Raw genomic sequence first — 18,937 nt, 5'->3', positions numbered from 1 at the left:
GCAMGCGTCACATGAGCCGCGGCCGGCTCTAGCGCCGGACCGGCGGGATGCGCGAGGGGGCATAGGTCGGCGCATGCGGCGGCCGGCCATGGGTGCGGCGCCAGAAACCCGGCCCGGCCCGGCGCAGGAGGACCGGCACCGGCAGCACGTGCCCGGCGACGAGGCAGGGGGGAGGGGCGCCTTAGGCCACGCCGTCATTCAGCATGCTGGCGCTCGACAAAAGCTGGATGCCGAACCAGGCCAGCAGCAGCACCCAGGCCGGGATGGTAAAGCGGCGGATGATGACGATGATGATGGCGATCACATCGACGCGGGCGCGCGGGAACATCAGCAGATAGCCACCCATCACCCCGGCGATCGCGCCCGAGGCGCCGACCATGGGAATGTCGCTCATCGGATCGGTGGCGATCGGCCCCGGCGCCCCCGCGAGCCCGCAGGCAAGATAGAAGACCAGAAAGCCGAGGCGGCCGATCTGATCCTCCAGATTGTCGCCGAACACCCCCAGGAACAGAATGTTGCCGGCGATATGCATGATCCCGGCATGCAGGAACATATGCGTCACCAGCCCCCACAGCCAGTCGCCATGCGCGATCGCCACCGGATAGAGCGCCAGCCGGTGCCACAGTTCGACCTGCCCGCCCGCCCAGGGCATGGTGATCAGGAACATCGCCACGTTCAGCAGGATCAGCGCATGGGTCACATAGGGCGTGCGCTCGGAGGGGTTGTGGTCGCGGATCGGGAACATGGCCTCAGCCTGAAGCATCGCATGGGCGCGCGCAAGCGGGCCTGTTCGGATCGCCGACCCGCGTATAGCATCGGCTCCGAATCGCATCGAGGAGGGGCCCGAGATGACCAGCCTGACCGACCGCAAGAATGCCGCCATCTCGCGCGGCGTGGGCATGACCACGCAGGTCTATGCCGAGCGCGCCGAGAATGCCGAGATCTGGGACAAGGACGGCAACCGCTACATCGACTTCGCCGCCGGCATCGCCGTGGTCAATACCGGCCATCGCCATCCGCGGGTGATCCAGGCGGTCAAGGACCAGCTCGACCGCTTCACCCATACCTGTCACCAGGTCGTGCCCTATGAGAATTACGTCGCCCTGGCCGAGCGGCTGAACGTGCTCGTCCCCGGCGACGGCCCGAGAAAGACCGCCTTCTACACCACCGGCGCCGAGGCGGTGGAAAACGCGGTCAAGATCGCCCGCCACCATACCGGCCGCGCCGGCGTCATCGCCTTCGCCGGCGGATTTCACGGCCGCACCTTCCTGGGCATGTCGCTGACCGGCAAGGTCCAGCCCTACAAGGCGGGCTTCGGACCGATGATGAACGACATCTGGCACCTGCCCTTCCCCAACACCCTGCACGGCGTCACGGCCGAGGACGCGCTGGCGGCGCTCGACCGGCTGTTCAAGGCCGATATCGACCCCTCGCGGGTCGCAGCCATCATCATCGAGCCGGTGCAGGGCGAGGGCGGCTTCTACGAGGCGCCGGCCGGCTTCATCCAGCGCCTGCGCCAGATCTGCGACCAGTATTCGATCCTGCTGATCGCCGACGAGGTGCAGACCGGCTTCGCCCGCACCGGCAAGCTGTTCGCCATGGAGCATCACGGCACCGCGGCCGACCTGACCACCATGGCCAAGGGGCTGGGCGGCGGCTTGCCGATCAGCGCCGTGACCGGCCGCGCCGAGGTCATGGACAGCCCGGCGCCGGGCGGCCTGGGCGGCACCTATGCCGGCAACCCGCTGGCCGTCGCCGCCGCCCATGCGGTGCTGGACGTGATCGCGGACGAAGGCCTCTGCGACCGCGCCACCCGCCTCGGCCAGCGGCTCAAGCAGCGCCTGGCCGGCATTGCGGATTCGGTGCCCGAGATCGTCGATATCCGCGGCCCCGGCTTCATGAACGCGGTCGAATTCAACATCGCCGGCAGCGACAGGCCCAATCCCGATTTCGCCAACCGCGTCCGCGAGGAGGCGCTCAAGCGCAAGCTGATCCTGCTGACCTGCGGCGTGCATGGCAACGTGATACGCTTCCTCGCGCCGCTGACCATCCAGGAGGACGTCTTCGACGAGGCCCTCGACATCCTCGAGGATTCGATCCGGGCCGCCAGATCCTGAACCAAGGCCCCGCCCTCTGAGGGCAGTCGCATGGGTATTTGGGCAACGAAGAAATCGCGGCCTCGGCCAGTTCGGCCGGACCTGCCCTTTCACCGTTTCGCAAATACTCCCGCGACCGGGCGACAGGCGCTCAGCCCAACGCCTTCGCGCCCATGGCCAGGAATTTCTGCCGCCGGTCCTTGATCAGCTCGGCCGGCTTTTTGCCGGCCAGTTCGCCCAGCATGGCGGCGATCGCCTCGCCCACCGCCGCGATGGTCTCGGCCGGCGCGCGCTGTGCGCCGCCTACCGGCTCGGCAATGATGCGGTCGATCACGTCCAGCTTCTTCAGGTCCTGGGCGGTCAGCTTCAGCGCATGCGCCGCCTCGCGCATCTTCTCGGCATCCTTCCACAGGATCGAGGCGCAGCCCTCGGGCGAGATCACCGAATAGATCGAATGCTCCAGCATGGCGATGCGATTGGCGGTGGCAAAGGCCACCGCGCCGCCCGAGCCGCCCTCGCCGATGATGACCGAGACCAGCGGCACGCCGATTTGCAGGCATTTCTCGGTCGAGCGGGCAATGGCCTCGGACTGCCCGCGTTCCTCGGCGCCCTTGCCGGGATAGGCGCCGGGCGTGTCGACCAGGGTGATCACCGGCAGGCGGAAGCGGTCGGCGATGTCCATCAGCCGGATCGCCTTGCGATAGCCCTCGGGGCGGGCCATGCCGAAATTGTGAAAGATGCGCGACTTGGTGTCGTTGCCCTTTTCATGGCCGATGACCACGCAGGGCTGGTCCTTGAACCGCGCCAGCCCGCCCATGACCGCGTGATCCTCGCCAAAGGCGCGGTCGCCGGCGAGGGGGGTGTATTCGGTGAAAAGCACGTCGATATAGTCGCGGCAATGCGGCCGTTCCGGGTGGCGGGCGACCTGCGTCTTGCGCCAGGGATCGAGCTGCTTGTAGAGGTCGCGCAGCATTTCCTCGGCCTTGCGGTCCAGGGCCGCCGCCTCCTTCTCCAGATCGACGCCTTCGCCCTTTCGGGCCAATGCCCGCAGTTCCTCGGCCTTGCCCTCAAGATCGGCAAGGGGCTTTTCGAACTCCAGGTAAGTCATGCAAGGCTCCGCGCTGTCATCCGGTCGTCTGGTCCGCGCCCTATATGATCGCCGCAGGGCGGGATTGCAACGTCAGCCTTGCCACCGCGACAGCGCGTCCTCGTCCTCGGCGCGGGCATCGACCCAGACGCCGGCGCCGTCGGGGCCGATCTCGCGCTTCCAGAAGGGGGCGCGGGATTTCAGCCAGTCCATCAGGTATTCCGCCGCCTGAAAGGCCGCCGCGCGATGGCGGGCGGCGGTGGCCACCATCATGATCGGCTCGCCCACCGCCAGCCGGCCGTGGCGATGCACGATGCGCCAACCGTCCAGCGCAAAGCGTTGCGCCGCCTGCTCGCCATAGGCTTGCAGCGCCTTTTCGGTCATGCCGGGGTAATGCTCGATCTCCAGCGCCACCAGCCGGCCGCCTTCGTCGCGCACCAGGCCGGTGAAGGTGACGACCGCGCCGGAACCCGCGCCGAAGCCGGCCAGTTCGGCGGCCAGGTCGAAGGGCGCGCTCTGGACCCGGGCCGCCATCTCAGCCCCCGGTCATCGGCGGGAAGAAGGCGACCTCGCGCGCGCCCTCCAGCGGCGCGTCCAGATCGGCGAGTTCCTGATCGACGGCGACCCGCACCGCCGACAGGTCCGCCAGTGCCGCCGCATGCCATTCGTCCATGGCGGCAAGCTGCGCGACCAAGTCGCGCACGGTCGCGGCCTCGGTCTCGATCCGCTCGCGGGGCTGGCCGATGCGTTCGCGCAGCCAAGCGAAATACAGCACGTCAAGCGCCATGGTCATCCCTCAGGAAGGGCCGGGCCTTGGCGAAATAGTCCCAGCCGGTGATCGCGGTCAGCACCGCCGCGACCCAGATCAGCGCCAGCCCGGCCTGCGTCGCCAGATCCGACCAGCTGTCGGACCAGGGCAGGCTGGTCTCGCCCACCAGCGGCGGGTGGCCGGTCTCATAGTAATTCAAGCCGGTGCCCAGGAAAAGCACGGCGATGGCCACCATCTGCGCCGTGGTCTTCCACTTGGCCAGCTTGGTGACCTTGAGCAGCCGGGCCTTGTCGCCCAGGAACTCGCGCAGGCCCGAGACGAAGACCTCGCGGAACAGGATCACGGTGGCGGGCAGGATCAGCCAGGGATTCATCCCGGAATAGCCGGTGATGACCACCACGGCGATGATGACCATGGCCTTGTCGGCAATCGGGTCCATGGCGGCGCCGAAGCGGCTTTCCTGCCCCCAGGCGCGGGCCAGGTAGCCGTCGAACCAGTCGGTCACGGCGGCGATCAGGAACAGCGCCAGCGCCGCGAAATCGGCAAAGGGCCGGCTGAGGAAAAAGAACATCAGCGGCACCAGCGGCGCGGCCGCAAGTCGCAGAACGGTCAGGGAATTGGGCAAGGTCCAGCGCATGGTCGCAATCTAGGGCTTCGGCACGGCGGGGGAAAGAGGCGACCGACAAGCGGCATCGCATTCCCGTGCCTAGGTCGGGTGGTCCGCCTCGGTCGCGCCATGGTCATGGGCGCAAAGCCTGTGATCGCCCAGCACCTCGATGACGCGGCAAGCGGCGATGGTGTCGCTGGCGCAATGGTCCAGCATGCGCCGCAACTCGTCGCGCAGCACCGTCAGCCGGGCGATGCGGGCCTCGACCGCCGCCAGCTGGCGCCGGGCGATCTCGTCGGCGGCGGCACAGGGGCGGGCGGGATCGTCCGACAGGCTCAGAAGCTCGCGGATCGCCTCCAGCGGAAAGCCCAGGTCGCGGGCATGGCGGATGAAGGCCAGCCGCTCCAGCGTGGCTTGCGTGTAAAGCCGCTGATTGCCCGCGGTCCGCTCGGGCGCGGGCAACAGGCCGATCTGCTCGTAATAGCGGATGGTCGGCACCTTGACGCCGGTGGCCTTGGCCAGCCTGCCGATCGGGAACATGAGAAACCCCTTGAAGCTCCAGTCGCTAGAGGAATTAGGTTGCCGAATCATCAAGGACAAGGCCCGCCACCCGGGCAGGAGAAGGATGATGAGCGGAGAACAGGCCCAACGGCACGAATGGACGGTGACGGGCATGGATTGCGCGTCCTGCGGCGCCAAGGTGACGCGGGCGGTCGAAAGACTGCCCGGCGTCAGCAAGGTCAGCGTCGCGCTGATGGCCGAGCGGCTGTCGCTGATGCTGGAGCCCGGCACCACCGGCAGCGACGAAATCGAGGACCTGGTGCGCCGGCTGGGCTATGGCGTCGCCCCCCGGGGACAGGAGGCGCCGCGCAGGAAACCCTTCGTGCTGCCCGGCCCGCCGGCGGGGCCGGCGGCCGCGCCTGGCCCCGAACCGCAGCACGCACAGGGCCATGGCGGCAGGCATGAAGGCCACGGCGCGCCAGGCCATGTGCATGACCACCCGTCCGAGCAGGGCAAGGGCTGGCATCGGACGGCCAAGGGCCGGCTGGTGATCCTGACCGGCGCGCTGCTGGCGACGGCCTGGGGCTTCGAGCTGCTGACCTCGGCCGAGGCGGGCTATTGGGCCTTTCTCGCCGCCTGCCTGATCGGCGTCGCCCCGGTGGCGAAACGCGCCTGGCAGGCGCTGCGCATGGGCCAGCCCTTCACCATCGAGGCGCTGATGTCCATCGCCGCCATCGGCGCGCTCATCATCGGCGCGGCCGAGGAGGCGGCGCTGGTCGTCTTCCTGTTCGCTGTGGGCGAGGTGCTGGAAGGCGTCGCCGCCGGCAAGGCCCGCGACGGCATCCGGGCGCTGGCCGATCTGGTGCCCAAGACCGCATTGCTGGAGGTGAACGGCAAGACGCAAGAGGTTGCCGCCGACAGCCTGGAGATCGGCCAGCAGGTGCTGGTCCGCCCCGGCGACCGCATCCCCGCCGATGGCGAGATCGTCGAGGGCATTGGCGGGGTGGACGAAAGCCCGGTGACCGGCGAAAGCCTGCCCCGGACCCGCGGCCCGGGCGAGCCGGTCTTCGCCGGCTCGATCAGCGCCGAATCGGCGCTGCGCATCCGCGTGACCCGCGAGCCCGCCGACAACACCATCGCCCGCATCATCCGGCTGGTCGAGGAGGCCGAGGAGGCCCGCGCGCCTACCGAACGCTTCATCGACCGCTTCAGCCGCTGGTACATGCCCGCCGTCGTGGCGGTGGCGGCGCTGGTGATGCTGGTGCCGCCGCTGGTCTTCGCCGCCGACTGGGGCACCTGGGTGTATCGCGGTCTGGCGCTGCTGCTGATCGGCTGCCCCTGCGCGCTGGTGATCTCGGTCCCGGCCTCGATCGCCTCGGCCCTATCGGCAGGGGCGCGGCGCGGGCTGCTGATGAAGGGCGGCGCGGTGATCGAGGCGGCGGCCGATATCCGGCGCCTGGCCTTCGACAAGACCGGCACGCTGACCCATGGCCGGCCTGCGGTGGTGCGGATCCTGCCCGCCCCCGGCGTGACCGAGGCCCGGCTGCTGGCGGTGGCCTCGGGCATCGAGGCCGGGTCGAGCCATCCGCTGGCCCAGGCCATCCTGCGCCGGGCCGAGGCGGCCGGCGTCGCGCCGCTGCCGGCGCGCGAGACCCGCGCCCTGCCGGGCAAGGGGGCCGAGGCCATGGTGGAGGGGAGCCGTGCCTGGGTCGCCTCGCCCCGCCATGCCGCCACGCTGGGCGGGCTTCACGACGCGGCCATGGCCGAGTCGCTGGAGGCGCAGGGCATGACGGTGGTCGCCGTCTTTCACGAGGGCCGGCCGCTGGGCCTGATCGCCCTGCGCGACGAGCCGCGCGACGATGCCGCCGGGGCGATGCGCCGGCTCAAGGCCATGGGCATCGAGCCGATCATGCTGACCGGCGACAACCCGCGCACCGCCGAGGCCGTCGCCGGCGCGCTGGGGATCGGCTTCCGGGCCGGGATGCTGCCCGAGGACAAGCTGGCCGCGATCCGCGAGATGGCCGGGGATGGCGTCATGATGATCGGCGACGGCATCAACGACGCCCCGGCGCTGAAGCAGGCAAGCGTGGGGGTGGCGATGGGCTCGGGCACCGACGTGGCGCTGGAGACGGCGGACGCGGCGATCCTGCGCGACCGGGTGTCGGATGTGCCGGCGCTGATCGGGCTGGCGCGGGCCACGATGGGCAATATCCGCCAGAACGTCGCCATCGCGCTGGGGCTGAAGGCGGTGTTCCTGGTGACTTCGGTTCTGGGCGTCACCGGCCTTTGGATCGCCATCCTGGCCGATACCGGAGCCACGGTGCTGGTCACCCTCAACGCTTTGCGGCTGCTACGGCACGATCCGGAAAGGGTGGGCTGAGGAGACGCTGGCGGTGCCTTCTGCCGACTGGCCGCCCATCTGCGCCACGGGCGAAACCGGATGACGGGTGCCCGGTCCGCCATGCAGACACGACACCAACGGGCGGGCAGATGGCCAACGCCCTCTCCCCTGCCCCGAGGCCAAGCCGCGATCCCAATGCGCCCGGCGCGGCGCGTGTACGGCATCGGCCATGGGATCCGGGCAATGGGCCAACGCCAACCAGCCTCAATCCGGTGCCGAAGCGCCCCGAAGTTCAACCGTTTTTTGTGATTTAATTGGTGGAGCCGAGGGGAATCGAACCCCTGGCCTCATCATTGCGAACGATGCGCTCTACCAACTGAGCTACGGCCCCATCGGCGTGCTATCTCGCTGAACCGCCGGGGCTTGTCAAGGGGCCGCAAGGCCCGAAACCACAGCTTTCTGCAACCGCATCCGCGCGCAGAAAAACCCCCGCCGCAATTGCGGCGGGGCAAAGCGCGGCCTACTCGGCCGCCTCGGCGTATTCCTCGAGCGGCGGGCAGGTGCAGACCAGGTTGCGGTCGCCATAGGCATTGTCCACCCGTCCGACCGGAGGCCAGTATTTGTCCACCCGGAAGGCGCCCGGCGGGAAACAGCCCTGCTCGCGCGAATAGGCGCGGTCCCAGTCGGCAACCAGATCCTCGACCGTATGCGGCGCATGACGCAGGGGCGAAGCCTCGGCGTCGATCCGGCCCTCGGCGATCTCGGTGATCTCGTCGCGGATGGCGAGGAAAGCGGTGATCAGCCGGTCGATCTCGGCCTTTGTTTCCGATTCGGTCGGCTCGACCATCAGCGTGCCGGCGACCGGCCAGCTCATCGTGGGGGCATGGAAGCCGTTGTCGATCAGCCGCTTGGCGATATCGTCCACGGTCACGCCATGCTCCTGGAACGGCCGGGTGTCCAGGATGCATTCATGCGCCACCCGGCCGCGATTGCCCATGAACAGCACCGGATAGGCCCCGGCCAGGCGGCTGGCGATATAGTTCGCGTTCAGGATCGCGACGCGTGTCGCCTGCGTCAGCCCCGCGCCGCCCATCATCAGGATATAGGCCCAGGAGATCAGCAGGATCGAGGCCGAGCCCCAGGGCGCCGCCGAGACCGCCCCCGAGCCCTCGCGCGGGTCGGCGGGCAGGAAGGGCGCCAGATGCGCCTTGACCCCGATCGGCCCCATGCCCGGCCCGCCGCCGCCATGCGGGATGGCAAAGGTCTTGTGCAGGTTCAGGTGGCTGACATCGCCGCCGATCTCGCCCGGCCTCACCAGGCCGACCAGGGCGTTCATGTTGGCGCCGTCGATATAGACCTGACCGCCATGCTCGTGGGCGATGCGGCAGACCTCGCGCACGGTGTCCTCGAAGACGCCATGGGTCGAGGGATAGGTGATCATCACCGCCGCCAGCCTGTCCCCGGCCTTCGCGGCCTTGTCGGCGAAATCCTCCAGGTCGATATCGCCGTTCGGCGCCGATTTCACCACCACGACCTTCATCCCCGCCATCTGCGCGCTGGCCGGGTTGGTGCCATGGGCGGACACCGGGATCAGGCAGATGTCACGATCCTCGCCGCGCGACTTGTGATAGGCGGCGATGGTCAGCAGGCCCGCATATTCCCCCTGCGCGCCGCTGTTCGGCTGCAAGGAAAACGCATCATAGCCGGTGATCGCGCACAGCTTCTCGGTCAGGTCGGCAAAGACCTCATGATAGCCGGCCGCCTGGTCCTCGGGCGCAAAGGGATGCAGCGCGCCGAATTCCGGCCAGGTGATCGGCATCATCTCGGCCGCCGCGTTCAGCTTCATCGTGCAGGAGCCCAGCGGGATCATCGCCCGGTCCAGCGCCAGGTCGCGATCCGAGAGGCGGCGCATATAGCGCATCATCTCGGATTCCGCCCGGTTCATGTGAAAGACCGGATGGCTCAGGTAGTCGCTTTCGCGGATCAGCGCCTCGGGGATCGCCGGCACCTTGGCCGGCGCGGCCGGATCGGTGATGCCGAAAGCGTCCAACACCCGGGCGATCACATCCGCATCCGTGGTCTCGTCAACCGAGATGCCGACGCGGTCGCGCCCGACCTTGCGCAGGTTGATGCCGCGATGCCGGGCGGCGGCCAGGATGCCCGCCTGCCCCACGCCCACCCGCACGGTGATGGTGTCGAAGAAGGCCTCGGGCTGCACCTCGGCCCCGGCGGCGCGCAAGGCCTCGGCCAGGGTAACCGCGTTCAGATGCACTCGCTGGGCAATGGCGCGCAATCCCACCGGCCCGTGGAACACGGCATAGAAGCTCGCCATCACCGCCAGCAGCGCCTGGGCGGTGCAGACGTTCGAGGTCGCCTTCTCGCGGCGGATATGCTGCTCGCGGGTTTGCAGCGACAGCCGATAGGCCCGGTTGCCCTTGGCATCGATCGAGACACCGACGATCCGCCCCGGCATGGCGCGCTTCATCTCGTCGCGGCAGGCCATGAAGCCGGCATGCGGCCCGCCATAGCCCATGGGCACCCCGAAACGCTGCGCCGAGCCGATGGCGATGTCGGCGCCCATGGCGCCCGGCTCCTTCAGCACGCAAAGCGCCAGCAGATCGGTGGCCATGATCGCCACCGCGCCCGCCGCATGCAGCGCCGCGATCTCGGCCGAATAATCGCGAATCTCGCCGAATGTGCCCGGATACTGGAAGATGGCGCCGAAGACCTGCGCGGGATCGCATTGCCGGCCGCGGACGATCTCGATGCCCAAGGGCGCGGCGCGGGTCTCGATCACGGCGACGGTCTGCGGATGCAGGTTCTCGCTGACGAAGAAGGCGCGGGCCTTGGACTTCGCCGCGCGCTGCGCCATGGCCATGGCCTCGGCGGCGGCGGTCGCCTCGTCCAGCAGCGAAGCATTGGCCACCGGCAGCCCGGTCAGATCGGCGACCATGGTCTGGAAGTTCAGCAGCGCCTCCAGCCGGCCCTGGGCGATCTCGGGCTGATAGGGGGTATAGGCGGTATACCAGGCCGGGTTCTCAAGAATATTGCGCTGGATCGCCGGCGGCGTCACCGTGCCGTAATAGCCCTGCCCGATCAGGCTGGTCATGACCTGGTTCTTCGCCGCCACCTCGCGCATGCGTTGCAGCAGCGCCGCCTCGGACAGCGCCGGCCAGTCCAGCGGCTCGGATTGCCGGATGCTCGCCGGGACGGTCTGGCCGATCAGCTCCTCCAGCGTTTCGGCGCCCACGACCTTCAGCATCGCCGCCATCTCGGCCGGAGAAGGCCCGATGTGGCGGCGATTGGCGAAATCGTCGGGATTATAATCGGTCGGGGTCCATTTACCCATCACTGGCCTCAATGCGTCAGAATGTTCACAAGCATTGCCTTCGGGATCGCACGGGCCGGGAACGCCCCCGCCCTGCCTTTCGCCGTTTTCCAAATACTCTCGGGGGTCCGGGGGCAGACAGCCCCCGGCTTCCGCCGGGCCCAAGGGCCCGGCAGCCTTAGCCGATCAGCGCCTGATAACCCGCCTCGTCCATGAAGCCGGACAGATCGGCCGAGGCCGGCTTGATGCGAAAGAACCAGGCCGCCAGCGGATCCTCGTTCACCGCGCCGGGCGCGTCGGGCAGCGCCTCGTTGACGGCGGTGATGACGCCGGCAACCGGGGCCACGATATCCGAGGCCGCCTTGACCGATTCGATCACCACGATCTCCTCGCCCGCCTCGACCTCCCGCCCGACCTCGGGCAGCTCGATGAAGACGACATCGCCCAGCTGCTCGCTGGCATGGGCGGTGATGCCGACGACGATCTCGTCGCCGTCCTGTTTCAGCCATTCGTGGTCTTCGGTGTATTTCAGCATGCCTTGCCTCTCAGCGCTTATAGCTCGGGTTGTGGAAGGGAAGCGGGGTGACGGCCACCGGAATGCGCTTGCCGCGCAGCTCGGCCCAGAGGGTCGCGCCGGGGGCAAGCCCGGCGGGCAGGATCGCCATGGCGACCGGCCCGCCGACCGAGGGGCCGAAGCCACCCGAGCAGACCGTGCCGATCGCCGTGCCGCCCTCGGCCGCGTCAAAGATCTCGACCCCCTCGCGGATCGGGGCACGGCCCTCGGGACGCAGGCCCATGCGGCTGCGGACGGGACCTGCGGCCAGTTCCCTCAAGATGGGATCGGCGCCCGGGAAACCGCCCGCCCGCGCACCGCCGGCGCGCCGCGCCTTGGGGATCGACCAGCCCAGCCCCGCCTCGCCGGGCAGGGTCGAGCCGTCCATGTCATGGCCGTAGAGCGGCATCCCCGCCTCCAGCCGCAGGCTGTCGCGGGCGCCCAGCCCGATGGGCGCGACCTCGGGCTCGGCCAGCAGCGCCTCGGCAAAGGCGACCACCCGGTCCCCGGGCACGGAAATCTCGAACCCGTCCTCGCCGGTATAGCCCGAGCGGCTGAGCCAGAGCGTGGCGCCCTGCCAGTCGAACTCGGCCACGTCCATGAAGCGCATCGCCGCCACGCCGGGAACCAGCCGCGCCAGCACCGCCTCGGCCTCGGGGCCTTGCAGCGCCAGCAAGCCGCGATCCGTCACCGGCTCGACCGAAATCCCGCGCGCCTCCAGCTGGCGCAGATGGGCGATGTCCTGTTCGGCGCAGGCGGCGTTCACCACCAGCAGCAGGTGGTCGCCCTTGTTGGCGATCATCAGGTCGTCGAGGATGCCGCCCGCGTCATTGGTGAACAGGCCGTAACGCTGCCGGCCCTCGGCCAGCCCGACGATATCGGCGGGCACCAGCCCCTCCAGCGCCTCGGCCGCGCCCGGCCCGCGCAGGATCACCTGGCCCATGTGGCTGACATCGAACAGCCCGGCATGGCTGCGGGTATGCAGGTGCTCGTTCAGCACGCCCATCGGATATTGCACCGGCATTTCCCAGCCGGCAAAGGGCACCATCTTCGCGCCGCGCGAAAGGTGCAGGTCGTATAGCATCGTGCGCCGAAGCTCGGCCATGGGCATCCCCTGTCTTGCGGACGGATCGATCCCGCCCGGTTAGATGCCCCCTCTGTCCCTACCCCGAAACGGGGGCGCCTGAGATCGTTATCCCTTCGGCGGACGGCACCTGCCGCCTCTCTCCAGAGCGTACATTGGAAAACGGTCCCTTTGCCTGAGAGATTCCCGGGGCGGTTGCTCCTTCGGCCCTGGCTTGCGCCAATGTCTCCCGATTTCCGCCTTTCGTCGTAGCCGGGCGGCAGGATTCTGGCAAGAGCCTTCTGCCGCCCGGTCTTTCAGATCGAGACGTTCAGCGCGCCCCCGTCCAGCAGGACGTTCTGCCCGACCATGAACCGCGCCTGCTGGCTGCACAGAAAGGCGCAGGCGGCGCCGAAATCCTCGGGCCGGCCATAGCTGCGGGTCGGGATGGTCGCCTCGCGGCGGCGGCGGGCCTCGTCCAAGCCGATGCCCTCGGCCTTGGCCACCGCCGAATCGAGGCTCTCGGCGCGGTCGGTGGCATGGATGCCGGGCAGCAAGTTGTTCACCACCACGCCATGCGGCGCCACCTGCCGCGACATGCCGGCGACAAAGCCGGTCAGCCCGGCGCGGGCGGTATTCGACAGGCCCAGCACCGCGATGGGCGAGCGCACGGATTGCGAGGTGATGTTGACCACCCTGCCCCAGCCGCGTTCCATCATGCCGGGCACCAGCGCCTGCATCAGCGCGACGGCGGTCAGCATGTTGGCGTCGATGGCCCTGATGAAATCCTCGCGCGACCAGTCGGTCCAGCTGCCGGGCGGCGGGCCGCCGGCATTGTTGATCAGGATGTCGGCCCGCCCGCCCAGCGCGTCGAGCACGGCGGCGCGGCCTTCCTCGGTGGTGATGTCGGCGGCGACCGGCGTGACCGCCACCCCGTGCCGCGCCGCGATCTCCTGCGCCGCGGCCTCCAGCGCCTCGGCGCCGCGGGCGTTGATGACCAGATCGACCCCGGCCTCGGCCAACGCCTCGGCGCAGGCCCGGCCCAAGCCCTTCGACGCGGCGCAGACAAGGCCCCGCTTGCCCCTGATCCCCAGATCCATGGCTTTCTCCTGTTCAGCTTTGCCGCCAAGGAAGCGCGGGGCGCGTGGATTGTCCAGTTCAGAAGCAGAGGATCTCGGCCTCGGCCTCGGCGCGGCGGAAGTTGGCAACGATGTCGTTGACGGCGATGCCCTGGCGGAAGATGCCCGCCCGCTCGCCGGCGGTCTGGCGCATGGCCAGCACCGTCTCGGCCCTGACGTAATCGTCATAGGGCAGGATCTCGGCGATCTGGTCGATGGCGCAGCTGCACCTGTCCAGCATCTCGCGGGTCTGGCCGTTCGTCGCCATGCAGACGAAGACATAGTCCGCCCGCGCGTTGGTCGGATAGTCGTTCACCGCCTGCGCCTCGGCCATGCCGGCCGAAAGCGTCAGGGCTGCCGTCAGGATTGCCCGGATCATTTCAACACCATCTCGCTGTGATAGGCCGGCCGCCCGCCGGCCAGCGGGCCGGTCTCGGCCAGCATGCGCCGGATCGGCCGCTTCGGATCGCCCAGGGTGAAGCGCAGCTCCAGCGTGTCGAAGCCGAACATGCGCTCGCGGTTCTGGTCTTCGCGGAAGGGCGCGAAGACGGCGACGGTCGCCGTGCCCTCGCGCCGCACCTCGCCGTCGCGGAACAGCGCATCCTTCAGCCGGTTGCGGATATAGAACGGGCTGCCCCCGGTCAGCGCCGCCATGTCCCGGGCGGTGGTTTCCAGAAAGAAGATCAGCGCCGGATCGCCGCCCGAGACCGGGAAGGGACCGATCCTGCGTTTGCTGCGCGCCGTCTCCTCGGTCAGCTCCAGCGCCGGCTGGCCGTCCGCGGGGTCGGCAGCGGCAAGCGAAACGGTGCCCTCGCTCATGGGCGCGAAGCCCTCGACCTCGGGGCCGGTCTGGCGCAGCGTCCAGACCAGCGGCCCCTGCGACAGGTCCCAGGGACCGCGCTCGGCAAAGACCAGATCGCCCGCCTCGCCCGCCCAAAGCGGCGAGGCCAGCAGTCCGATCAGTGCGAGCCCTCGCAAGACTTTCATCCCGGTCATTCCCTCCCTGTTTGCGACCCTGCCCCCGCCAGGGCCAGCGCGAAAGCCCGCCGCCCCCTGTCTCCTGCTTTGGTCTTAGGCCAGCATCTGCTGCAACATGGCTTGCAGATCCTCGGGGTGCACGGGTTTTTCCAGCACCGGCACGCCCATCCTCTGGCAGGCGCCGCCCAGTTCCGGCGCGCGCCGGGCCGAGACCACGATGGCCGGCACCACCTGCCCCGCAGCCTCGCGCAAGGCGGCGATGGCCTGCAAGCCGGTATCGCCGTTGTCGAGGTTGTAGTCGGCGATCACCACGTCGGGCGGCTCGTCGCCCATCTGCGCCAGCGCCTCGGCAATGCCGCCCGAGACGCGGGCCACCATCCCCAGCCGGTCCTGAAGCACCAGTTGCAGGGCGCGGCGCATGGCGTCGTCGTTCTCGACCACCAGCGCCACCCGACCGCGCAGATGCGAACCCTGGCCGGCCCCTTCGGACCGGGCGGTCTCGGCCCCCGGCGCCACCAGCGGCAGGCTGACGCGAAAGACGGTGCCGCGCCCCGGCTCGCTATCCATGGCGATGGGATGGCCCAGCTTGGCGCAGGCGCGGCGCACGATGGACAGGCCCAGCCCCATGCCGGGCGCGCCGCCCTCGCGGCCGATGCGCTGGAACTCGTCGAAGATGCGGGCGCGGTCGGCGGCGGCGATGCCGATGCCGGTGTCATAGATCTCCAGCCAGGCCCGCTCGCCGCGCTTGCGCACGCCGACCAGCACGCCGCCGCGGTCGGTATACTTGATGGCATTGGAGACCAGGTTCTGCGCGATCCGCCGCAGAAAGGTGGGGTCGCTTTCCACCACGGCCGAGGTCGGTGCAAAGCTCAGCCGCAGCTCCTTGGCCTCGGCCATGGGCGCGTATTCGATGGCGAGGCGGCGGAACAGCTCGCCCAGATCGACGGGCTTGCGCTGGAACTCGATGCGCTGGCTGTCCAGCCGCGAGATGTCCAGCACCGCATGCATCAACTCCTCGACCGACTCGAAGGCCCCCGACAGGCGGTCGGTCAGCTCGCGCTGCAAGGGATCGAGCGCGGTGTCCTTCAGCGCCGACAGGAACAGCTTGGCCGCCGACAGGGGCTGCAAGAGGTCGTGGCTCGCCGCACGCAGGAAGCGGGTCTTGGAGCGGTTCGCCTCCTCGGCCGAGGCGCGGGCGACGGCCAGCTCGCGGTTGCGCTCGGACAGGTCGGCCAGGGCCTGTTCCAGTTCGCGGGTGCGGGCCTGCACCTCCTGCTCCAGCGCCACGGCGGCCTGGAACATGGACCAGGCCGAGCCGCGGCTTTCCTCCAGCCGGTCGATGCGCTCGACCAGCACATCGGCGATGCGCGTCAGCTTTTCGACCCGCCGGGCGGGGGGATCGTCGTCGCGCAGGAACATGGCTCAGCCGGGTTCGGGCGGCATCAAGGCCATGCCGACGAAGGTCTGATTGACATGCATGCCGCTGTGCTGCTCGCCATAGGTGTTGAAGCCGGCGACGCGGTAACGCGCCAGCAGTTCCGACATCTGCCCGTCCATGCCGGCGCGCTCCAGCGCCAGCCGCCGCAGCACGCAGTCGAAGCCCAGCACCATCAGCGGCGGCCGCGGCAGCGCGTCCAGCGCCTCGGCAAAGCCGCGCATCATGTCCATCGCCCGGCCCAGCGTCAGGATGTTGCCGGCCTCGATCCCGGAAAGCAGCTGCAAGCCGCCCTCGGGGGTGATGGCGCGGATCGCGCGGACATGATGGCGCCGCCCGGTGCGAAGCAGCAAGGGATGGCGGGCGAATTCCGTCGGCGTCAGCGCATCGACCGGAATGCCGGCCAACCGGGCATATTCCTGGGCCGCCGGCTCGCCGTTCAGTTCCATGATGATGCGGTTGTGCCGGTCGGCGGCAGTCACCACCGCGCGCCGGTCGGTCGGGCTGAAATGCGAAAAGGACACCTCGGCCGCCGCCAGATCGGTCTCGACCAGCAGAAACAGCGCCGCACCGGGATGGGCCACGCCATCGAGCATCTGGCAAGTCGGCTCGAAGCGCATGCCCTCGGCGCTGGAGCCGCCGACGATCGGCAGGCCGGGGATCGCCGCGTCCAGCGTCGCGGTCAGCACGTCCTCCTGCCGGGCCAGCGCATCGGCCAGCAGCACGCCGAAGCTGGACCGCCGCAGGTCGGGCCGGAAATCGGCGTGAAAGCGGCGCAGCGTGGACATCCATTCCGACACCGGCACCAGCGCCTGGTCGCGCAGCACGCAGACCCCGACCCGGAAGCTGGCCGCAGGGAATCCCAGCGCCGTCACCGTCTCGGCGCAATAGCCGCCGGGGCCGATCTCGCCCACCGAGGAACAGCCGACGACCCGGCAGCCCTGGCCCAGCAGCTCGCGCAACGCGGCGCCCAGCGTGGGCAGCCCCTCGGCCGGCATGCCAAACAGCAGCACCAGCGCCGGCTGCAAGGGGGCCATCGCCGCGGCAATGCGCCGGGCGGTCTCGGCGCCGGCGGCGGGCACCGAGACGGCGATGGGCGCGGGCGGCAGCACCACCGGCCGCGCCCCGGACCGCGCGCCGGGCCAGGGTTCGGGCGACGCGGCGCTCATGCGGGTTCGAACAGCCTGACGCTATTGGCCAGCAGCACCGCCTGGGTGCGGCGGCGGGCGTTGATCTTGGACATGATCGCGGTGATGTGGGTCTTGACCGTCGCCTCGGCGATCGAGAGCTCGTAGCTGATCTCCTTGTTCGCCTTGCCCTGGCAGATCAGCCGCAGGATCTTCATCTGCTGCGGCGTCAGCGTGGCGAAGCGGCGGGCCAGTTCGGCCCGGGCCGCATCCTCTTCGCCGGCATGTTCGGGCTGGTAGCTGTCGGGCGTCACCCGCTCGCCCTCCCACATGCGGCGCAGGCTGTCCACCAGCGCCTCGCGGCCCAGCGACTTGCTGATATAGCCCTGCGCCCCGGCCGCCATCGCGGCCGAGATCATGGCGTTTTCCAGATCGGCCGAGATCATGGTGATCGGCACGTCCGGGATCTGGCGGCGCAGCGTCACCAACCCCTCGGCGCCCTTGGCATCGGGCAGGTTCAGGTCCAGGATCACCGCATCTGGGGCGCCCTGGTTGCGGATCTGCTCTTGCGCGGCGGCAAGGCTGCGGGCGGTGCGCACGTTCCTGAGCCCGAAGCTGATCTTCAGCGTCAGGGCCAGCGCGTCGCACATCAGCGGATGGTCGTCCACGATCAGGATCTCGCGGACGCGGTCAGCGGAAAGCCTTGGCGATGCGGCGCGGTCCTGCGACTGCATTTCGGCTGAGGCCATCGTTCTCCTCCCAAAGAAACGACAGGGGGGCCGGGGCCTTGGCGCGCCGGCCTTTACCCATCCATCTTAAGACCGCCACCCGCCGGCGCAAGCCCATTGGACCGCAAAGCCGGTTTCGGGTTACGACTTCGGTTGTATTGGCCGAAATATGGGCACATGGCAGTTTGAGCGCATCCAAGGGGGAAACCACCATGCCGTTCAGCCGCAGAATCACCCTGCTGGCCGGGGTCGCCGCCCTGGCCGGGCTGGCGCTGCCCGTTCATGCGCAAGGCCCGGCCCAGCCCCCGGCGATCCGCGTCGGCACGCTGGAGAACGGCACCGTCAACTGGGAAATCGAGACGATCCGCCGGCGCGGCTTCGACATCGCCAACGGCTTTCGGCTGCAACCGATGATCCTGGCCGGCAACCCCGCCACCCAGGTCGCCATGCAGGGGGGAGAGGTCGATACCATCGTCTCGGACTGGTTGTGGGTGGCACAGCAGCGGGCGCGCGGCACCGGTTTCCGCTTCCTGCCCTATTCCACCGCCGTGGGCGGCGTGATGGTGCGCGAGGGCAGCCCGGCGCAGTCGCTCGCCGACCTTCGCGGCAGGAAGATCGGCATCGCCGGCGGCCCGGTCGACAAGAGCTGGCTGATCCTGCGCGCCTGGTCGCGCGAGAAGCTGGGCGAGGACCTGGCCGATGTGACGCAGCAGGTCTTCGGCGCCCCGCCGATGATCCTGAATGCCGCCGAGACCGGCGAGGTCGATGCCGCGATCAACTTCTGGCACTTCCAGGCCAAGATGAAGGCACGCGGCATGCGCGAGCTGCTCTCGGTCGAGACGGCGGCCGGCGATCTGGGACTCGATCCCTCGACGCCGCTCTTGGGCTATGTGCTGCGCGACGACTGGATCGCGGCCAATCCGGCGCTGGCCGAGGGCCTGGCGCGCGCATCCCGCGCCGCCAAGGAGCTGCTGGCCAGTGACGATGCCGCCTGGGACGAGCTGCGCCCGATCATGGAGGCCGGGGACGATGCCGAGTTCCAGGCGCTGAAGGCCGGCTGGCGCGCCGGCATTCCCGCCCCCGGCCCGGTCGATGCCGCAAACGCGCAGAAGATGTTCGCGACCATGGCGGAACTCGGCGGCGCGGAACTGACCGGCGGCCTTGCCACCCTGCCCGAAGGCCTGTTCTGGTGGCCGGAGTAACGCC

The 18,937-nt window shown here is 69.4% G+C and carries 17 protein-coding genes, 1 tRNA gene, 1 pseudogene and 1 riboswitch; of the genes and pseudogenes, 3 read left to right on the top strand and 16 right to left on the bottom strand.

Features of this window, described 5'->3' with window-relative positions; all coding sequences use genetic code 11:
- Positions 1 to 28: 28 nt before the first annotated feature.
- Positions 29 to 745: pseudogene (locus AQY21_RS12960) on the bottom strand (rhomboid family intramembrane serine protease).
- 103 nt (positions 746 to 848) lie between these two features.
- Here AQY21_RS12960 and AQY21_RS12955 point away from each other — a divergent pair.
- Complete coding sequence (locus AQY21_RS12955) at positions 849 to 2,117, top strand: 4-aminobutyrate--2-oxoglutarate transaminase (protein ID WP_058098061.1); 1,269 nt, start codon at positions 849 to 851, stop codon at positions 2,115 to 2,117.
- Positions 2,118 to 2,247: 130 nt separating this feature from the next.
- On the opposite strand, the gene AQY21_RS12950 is transcribed toward AQY21_RS12955, so the two are convergent.
- The 5 genes from AQY21_RS12950 to AQY21_RS12930 form a co-directional block, all read right to left on the bottom strand.
- The gene (locus tag AQY21_RS12950) at positions 2,248 to 3,204 is read right to left on the bottom strand and encodes an acetyl-CoA carboxylase carboxyltransferase subunit alpha (RefSeq protein WP_058098060.1); all 957 of its coding nucleotides are present in this window, start codon (positions 3,202 to 3,204) and stop codon (positions 2,248 to 2,250) included.
- Positions 3,205 to 3,276: 72 nt separating this feature from the next.
- A complete protein-coding gene (locus AQY21_RS12945; protein WP_058098059.1) occupies positions 3,277 to 3,717 on the bottom strand; it encodes a molybdenum cofactor biosynthesis protein MoaE in 441 nt (146 codons plus the stop codon).
- A 1-nt stretch (position 3,718) separates the two neighbouring features.
- A complete protein-coding gene (gene moaD, locus AQY21_RS12940) occupies positions 3,719 to 3,970 on the bottom strand; it encodes a molybdopterin converting factor subunit 1 (RefSeq protein ID WP_058098058.1) in 252 nt (83 codons plus the stop codon).
- A complete protein-coding gene (pgsA, locus tag AQY21_RS12935) occupies positions 3,960 to 4,589 on the bottom strand; it encodes a CDP-diacylglycerol--glycerol-3-phosphate 3-phosphatidyltransferase (RefSeq protein WP_058098057.1) in 630 nt (209 codons plus the stop codon). Before pgsA ends, moaD begins: the two co-directional genes overlap by 11 nt.
- A 69-nt stretch (positions 4,590 to 4,658) precedes the next feature.
- The gene (locus AQY21_RS12930; protein ID WP_058098056.1) at positions 4,659 to 5,099 is read right to left on the bottom strand and encodes a helix-turn-helix domain-containing protein; all 441 of its coding nucleotides are present in this window, start codon (positions 5,097 to 5,099) and stop codon (positions 4,659 to 4,661) included.
- 88 nt (positions 5,100 to 5,187) lie between these two features.
- Between AQY21_RS12930 and AQY21_RS12925 the strand changes: the two genes are divergently transcribed.
- Positions 5,188 to 7,440, top strand: coding sequence for a heavy metal translocating P-type ATPase (locus AQY21_RS12925; protein WP_058098055.1), 2,253 nt, complete (start codon positions 5,188 to 5,190; stop codon positions 7,438 to 7,440).
- A 276-nt stretch (positions 7,441 to 7,716) separates the two neighbouring features.
- On the opposite strand, the gene AQY21_RS12920 is transcribed toward AQY21_RS12925, so the two are convergent.
- The 10 genes from AQY21_RS12920 to AQY21_RS12875 form a co-directional block, all read right to left on the bottom strand.
- Positions 7,717 to 7,792, bottom strand: a tRNA-Ala gene (locus tag AQY21_RS12920).
- Between the two features lie 129 nt (positions 7,793 to 7,921).
- A complete protein-coding gene (gene gcvP / locus AQY21_RS12915; protein WP_058098054.1) occupies positions 7,922 to 10,750 on the bottom strand; it encodes an aminomethyl-transferring glycine dehydrogenase in 2,829 nt (942 codons plus the stop codon).
- A 157-nt stretch (positions 10,751 to 10,907) separates the two neighbouring features.
- Positions 10,908 to 11,264, bottom strand: a complete 357-nt coding sequence (gene gcvH, locus AQY21_RS12910; protein ID WP_058098053.1) for a glycine cleavage system protein GcvH — start codon at positions 11,262 to 11,264, stop codon at positions 10,908 to 10,910.
- A gap of 10 nt (positions 11,265 to 11,274) precedes the next feature.
- On the bottom strand, positions 11,275 to 12,387 hold the full coding sequence (gene gcvT, locus AQY21_RS12905; RefSeq protein ID WP_058098066.1) for a glycine cleavage system aminomethyltransferase GcvT: 1,113 nt from the start codon (positions 12,385 to 12,387) through the stop codon (positions 11,275 to 11,277).
- A 132-nt stretch (positions 12,388 to 12,519) separates the two neighbouring features.
- Positions 12,520 to 12,608, bottom strand: a riboswitch (glycine riboswitch).
- A 54-nt stretch (positions 12,609 to 12,662) separates the two neighbouring features.
- Positions 12,663 to 13,445 carry an SDR family oxidoreductase gene (locus AQY21_RS12900; protein WP_058098052.1) on the bottom strand — a complete coding sequence of 261 codons (783 nt, stop codon included), beginning with the start codon at positions 13,443 to 13,445 and terminating at the stop codon, positions 12,663 to 12,665.
- A 58-nt stretch (positions 13,446 to 13,503) separates the two neighbouring features.
- Entirely contained in the window at positions 13,504 to 13,842 is a 339-nt protein-coding gene (locus tag AQY21_RS12895; protein ID WP_058098051.1) for a hypothetical protein, read from the bottom strand.
- Positions 13,839 to 14,450: a hypothetical protein gene (locus tag AQY21_RS12890; protein ID WP_058098065.1), complete on the bottom strand. Its 612-nt coding sequence runs from the start codon at positions 14,448 to 14,450 to the stop codon at positions 13,839 to 13,841. The genes AQY21_RS12895 and AQY21_RS12890 overlap by 4 nt, the downstream gene beginning before the upstream one ends.
- 84 nt (positions 14,451 to 14,534) lie before the next feature.
- Positions 14,535 to 15,860 (bottom strand): hybrid sensor histidine kinase/response regulator, encoded by a 1,326-nt coding sequence (locus tag AQY21_RS12885; RefSeq protein WP_058098050.1) that lies wholly within the window; start codon positions 15,858 to 15,860, stop codon positions 14,535 to 14,537.
- A gap of 3 nt (positions 15,861 to 15,863) precedes the next feature.
- Entirely contained in the window at positions 15,864 to 17,045 is a 1,182-nt protein-coding gene (locus AQY21_RS12880) for an FIST N-terminal domain-containing protein (protein WP_058098049.1), read from the bottom strand.
- Positions 17,042 to 17,752, bottom strand: a complete 711-nt coding sequence (locus tag AQY21_RS12875; RefSeq protein ID WP_058098048.1) for a response regulator transcription factor — start codon at positions 17,750 to 17,752, stop codon at positions 17,042 to 17,044. Before AQY21_RS12875 ends, AQY21_RS12880 begins: the two co-directional genes overlap by 4 nt.
- 191 nt (positions 17,753 to 17,943) lie before the next feature.
- Here AQY21_RS12875 and AQY21_RS12870 point away from each other — a divergent pair, with 191 nt between their 5' ends.
- Entirely contained in the window at positions 17,944 to 18,933 is a 990-nt protein-coding gene (locus tag AQY21_RS12870; protein WP_058098047.1) for an ABC transporter substrate-binding protein, read from the top strand.
- The last annotated feature ends 4 nt before the right edge of the window (positions 18,934 to 18,937 follow it).

This window comes from Paracoccus sp. MKU1 (genome assembly GCF_001447385.1).
GTDB lineage: Bacteria > Pseudomonadota > Alphaproteobacteria > Rhodobacterales > Rhodobacteraceae > Paracoccus.
Note: the sequence above shows the minus strand (reverse complement) of the source record. Positions and strands in the feature narration are given on the sequence as shown.

Excerpts from the sequence above, each read along its gene's own strand:
- AQY21_RS12880 (WP_058098049.1), bottom strand. The coding sequence starts at position 17,045 with ATGAGCGCCGCGTCGCCCGAACCCTGGCCCGGCGCGCGGTCCGGGGCG.
- gcvT (WP_058098066.1), bottom strand. The coding sequence starts at position 12,387 with ATGGCCGAGCTTCGGCGCACGATGCTATACGACCTGCACCTTTCGCGC.
- AQY21_RS12925 (WP_058098055.1), top strand. The coding sequence starts at position 5,188 with ATGAGCGGAGAACAGGCCCAACGGCACGAATGGACGGTGACGGGCATG.
- gcvH (WP_058098053.1), bottom strand. The coding sequence starts at position 11,264 with ATGCTGAAATACACCGAAGACCACGAATGGCTGAAACAGGACGGCGAC.
- moaD (WP_058098058.1), bottom strand. The coding sequence starts at position 3,970 with ATGGCGCTTGACGTGCTGTATTTCGCTTGGCTGCGCGAACGCATCGGC.
- AQY21_RS12890 (WP_058098065.1), bottom strand. The coding sequence starts at position 14,450 with ATGAAAGTCTTGCGAGGGCTCGCACTGATCGGACTGCTGGCCTCGCCG.
- AQY21_RS12885 (WP_058098050.1), bottom strand. The coding sequence starts at position 15,860 with ATGTTCCTGCGCGACGACGATCCCCCCGCCCGGCGGGTCGAAAAGCTG.
- AQY21_RS12930 (WP_058098056.1), bottom strand. The coding sequence starts at position 5,099 with ATGTTCCCGATCGGCAGGCTGGCCAAGGCCACCGGCGTCAAGGTGCCG.
- AQY21_RS12870 (WP_058098047.1), top strand. The coding sequence starts at position 17,944 with ATGCCGTTCAGCCGCAGAATCACCCTGCTGGCCGGGGTCGCCGCCCTG.
- AQY21_RS12950 (WP_058098060.1), bottom strand. The coding sequence starts at position 3,204 with ATGACTTACCTGGAGTTCGAAAAGCCCCTTGCCGATCTTGAGGGCAAG.
- pgsA (WP_058098057.1), bottom strand. The coding sequence starts at position 4,589 with ATGCGCTGGACCTTGCCCAATTCCCTGACCGTTCTGCGACTTGCGGCC.
- AQY21_RS12895 (WP_058098051.1), bottom strand. The coding sequence starts at position 13,842 with ATGATCCGGGCAATCCTGACGGCAGCCCTGACGCTTTCGGCCGGCATG.
- AQY21_RS12875 (WP_058098048.1), bottom strand. The coding sequence starts at position 17,752 with ATGGCCTCAGCCGAAATGCAGTCGCAGGACCGCGCCGCATCGCCAAGG.
- AQY21_RS12900 (WP_058098052.1), bottom strand. The coding sequence starts at position 13,445 with ATGGATCTGGGGATCAGGGGCAAGCGGGGCCTTGTCTGCGCCGCGTCG.
- gcvP (WP_058098054.1), bottom strand. The coding sequence starts at position 10,750 with ATGGGTAAATGGACCCCGACCGATTATAATCCCGACGATTTCGCCAAT.
- AQY21_RS12945 (WP_058098059.1), bottom strand. The coding sequence starts at position 3,717 with ATGGCGGCCCGGGTCCAGAGCGCGCCCTTCGACCTGGCCGCCGAACTG.
- AQY21_RS12955 (WP_058098061.1), top strand. The coding sequence starts at position 849 with ATGACCAGCCTGACCGACCGCAAGAATGCCGCCATCTCGCGCGGCGTG.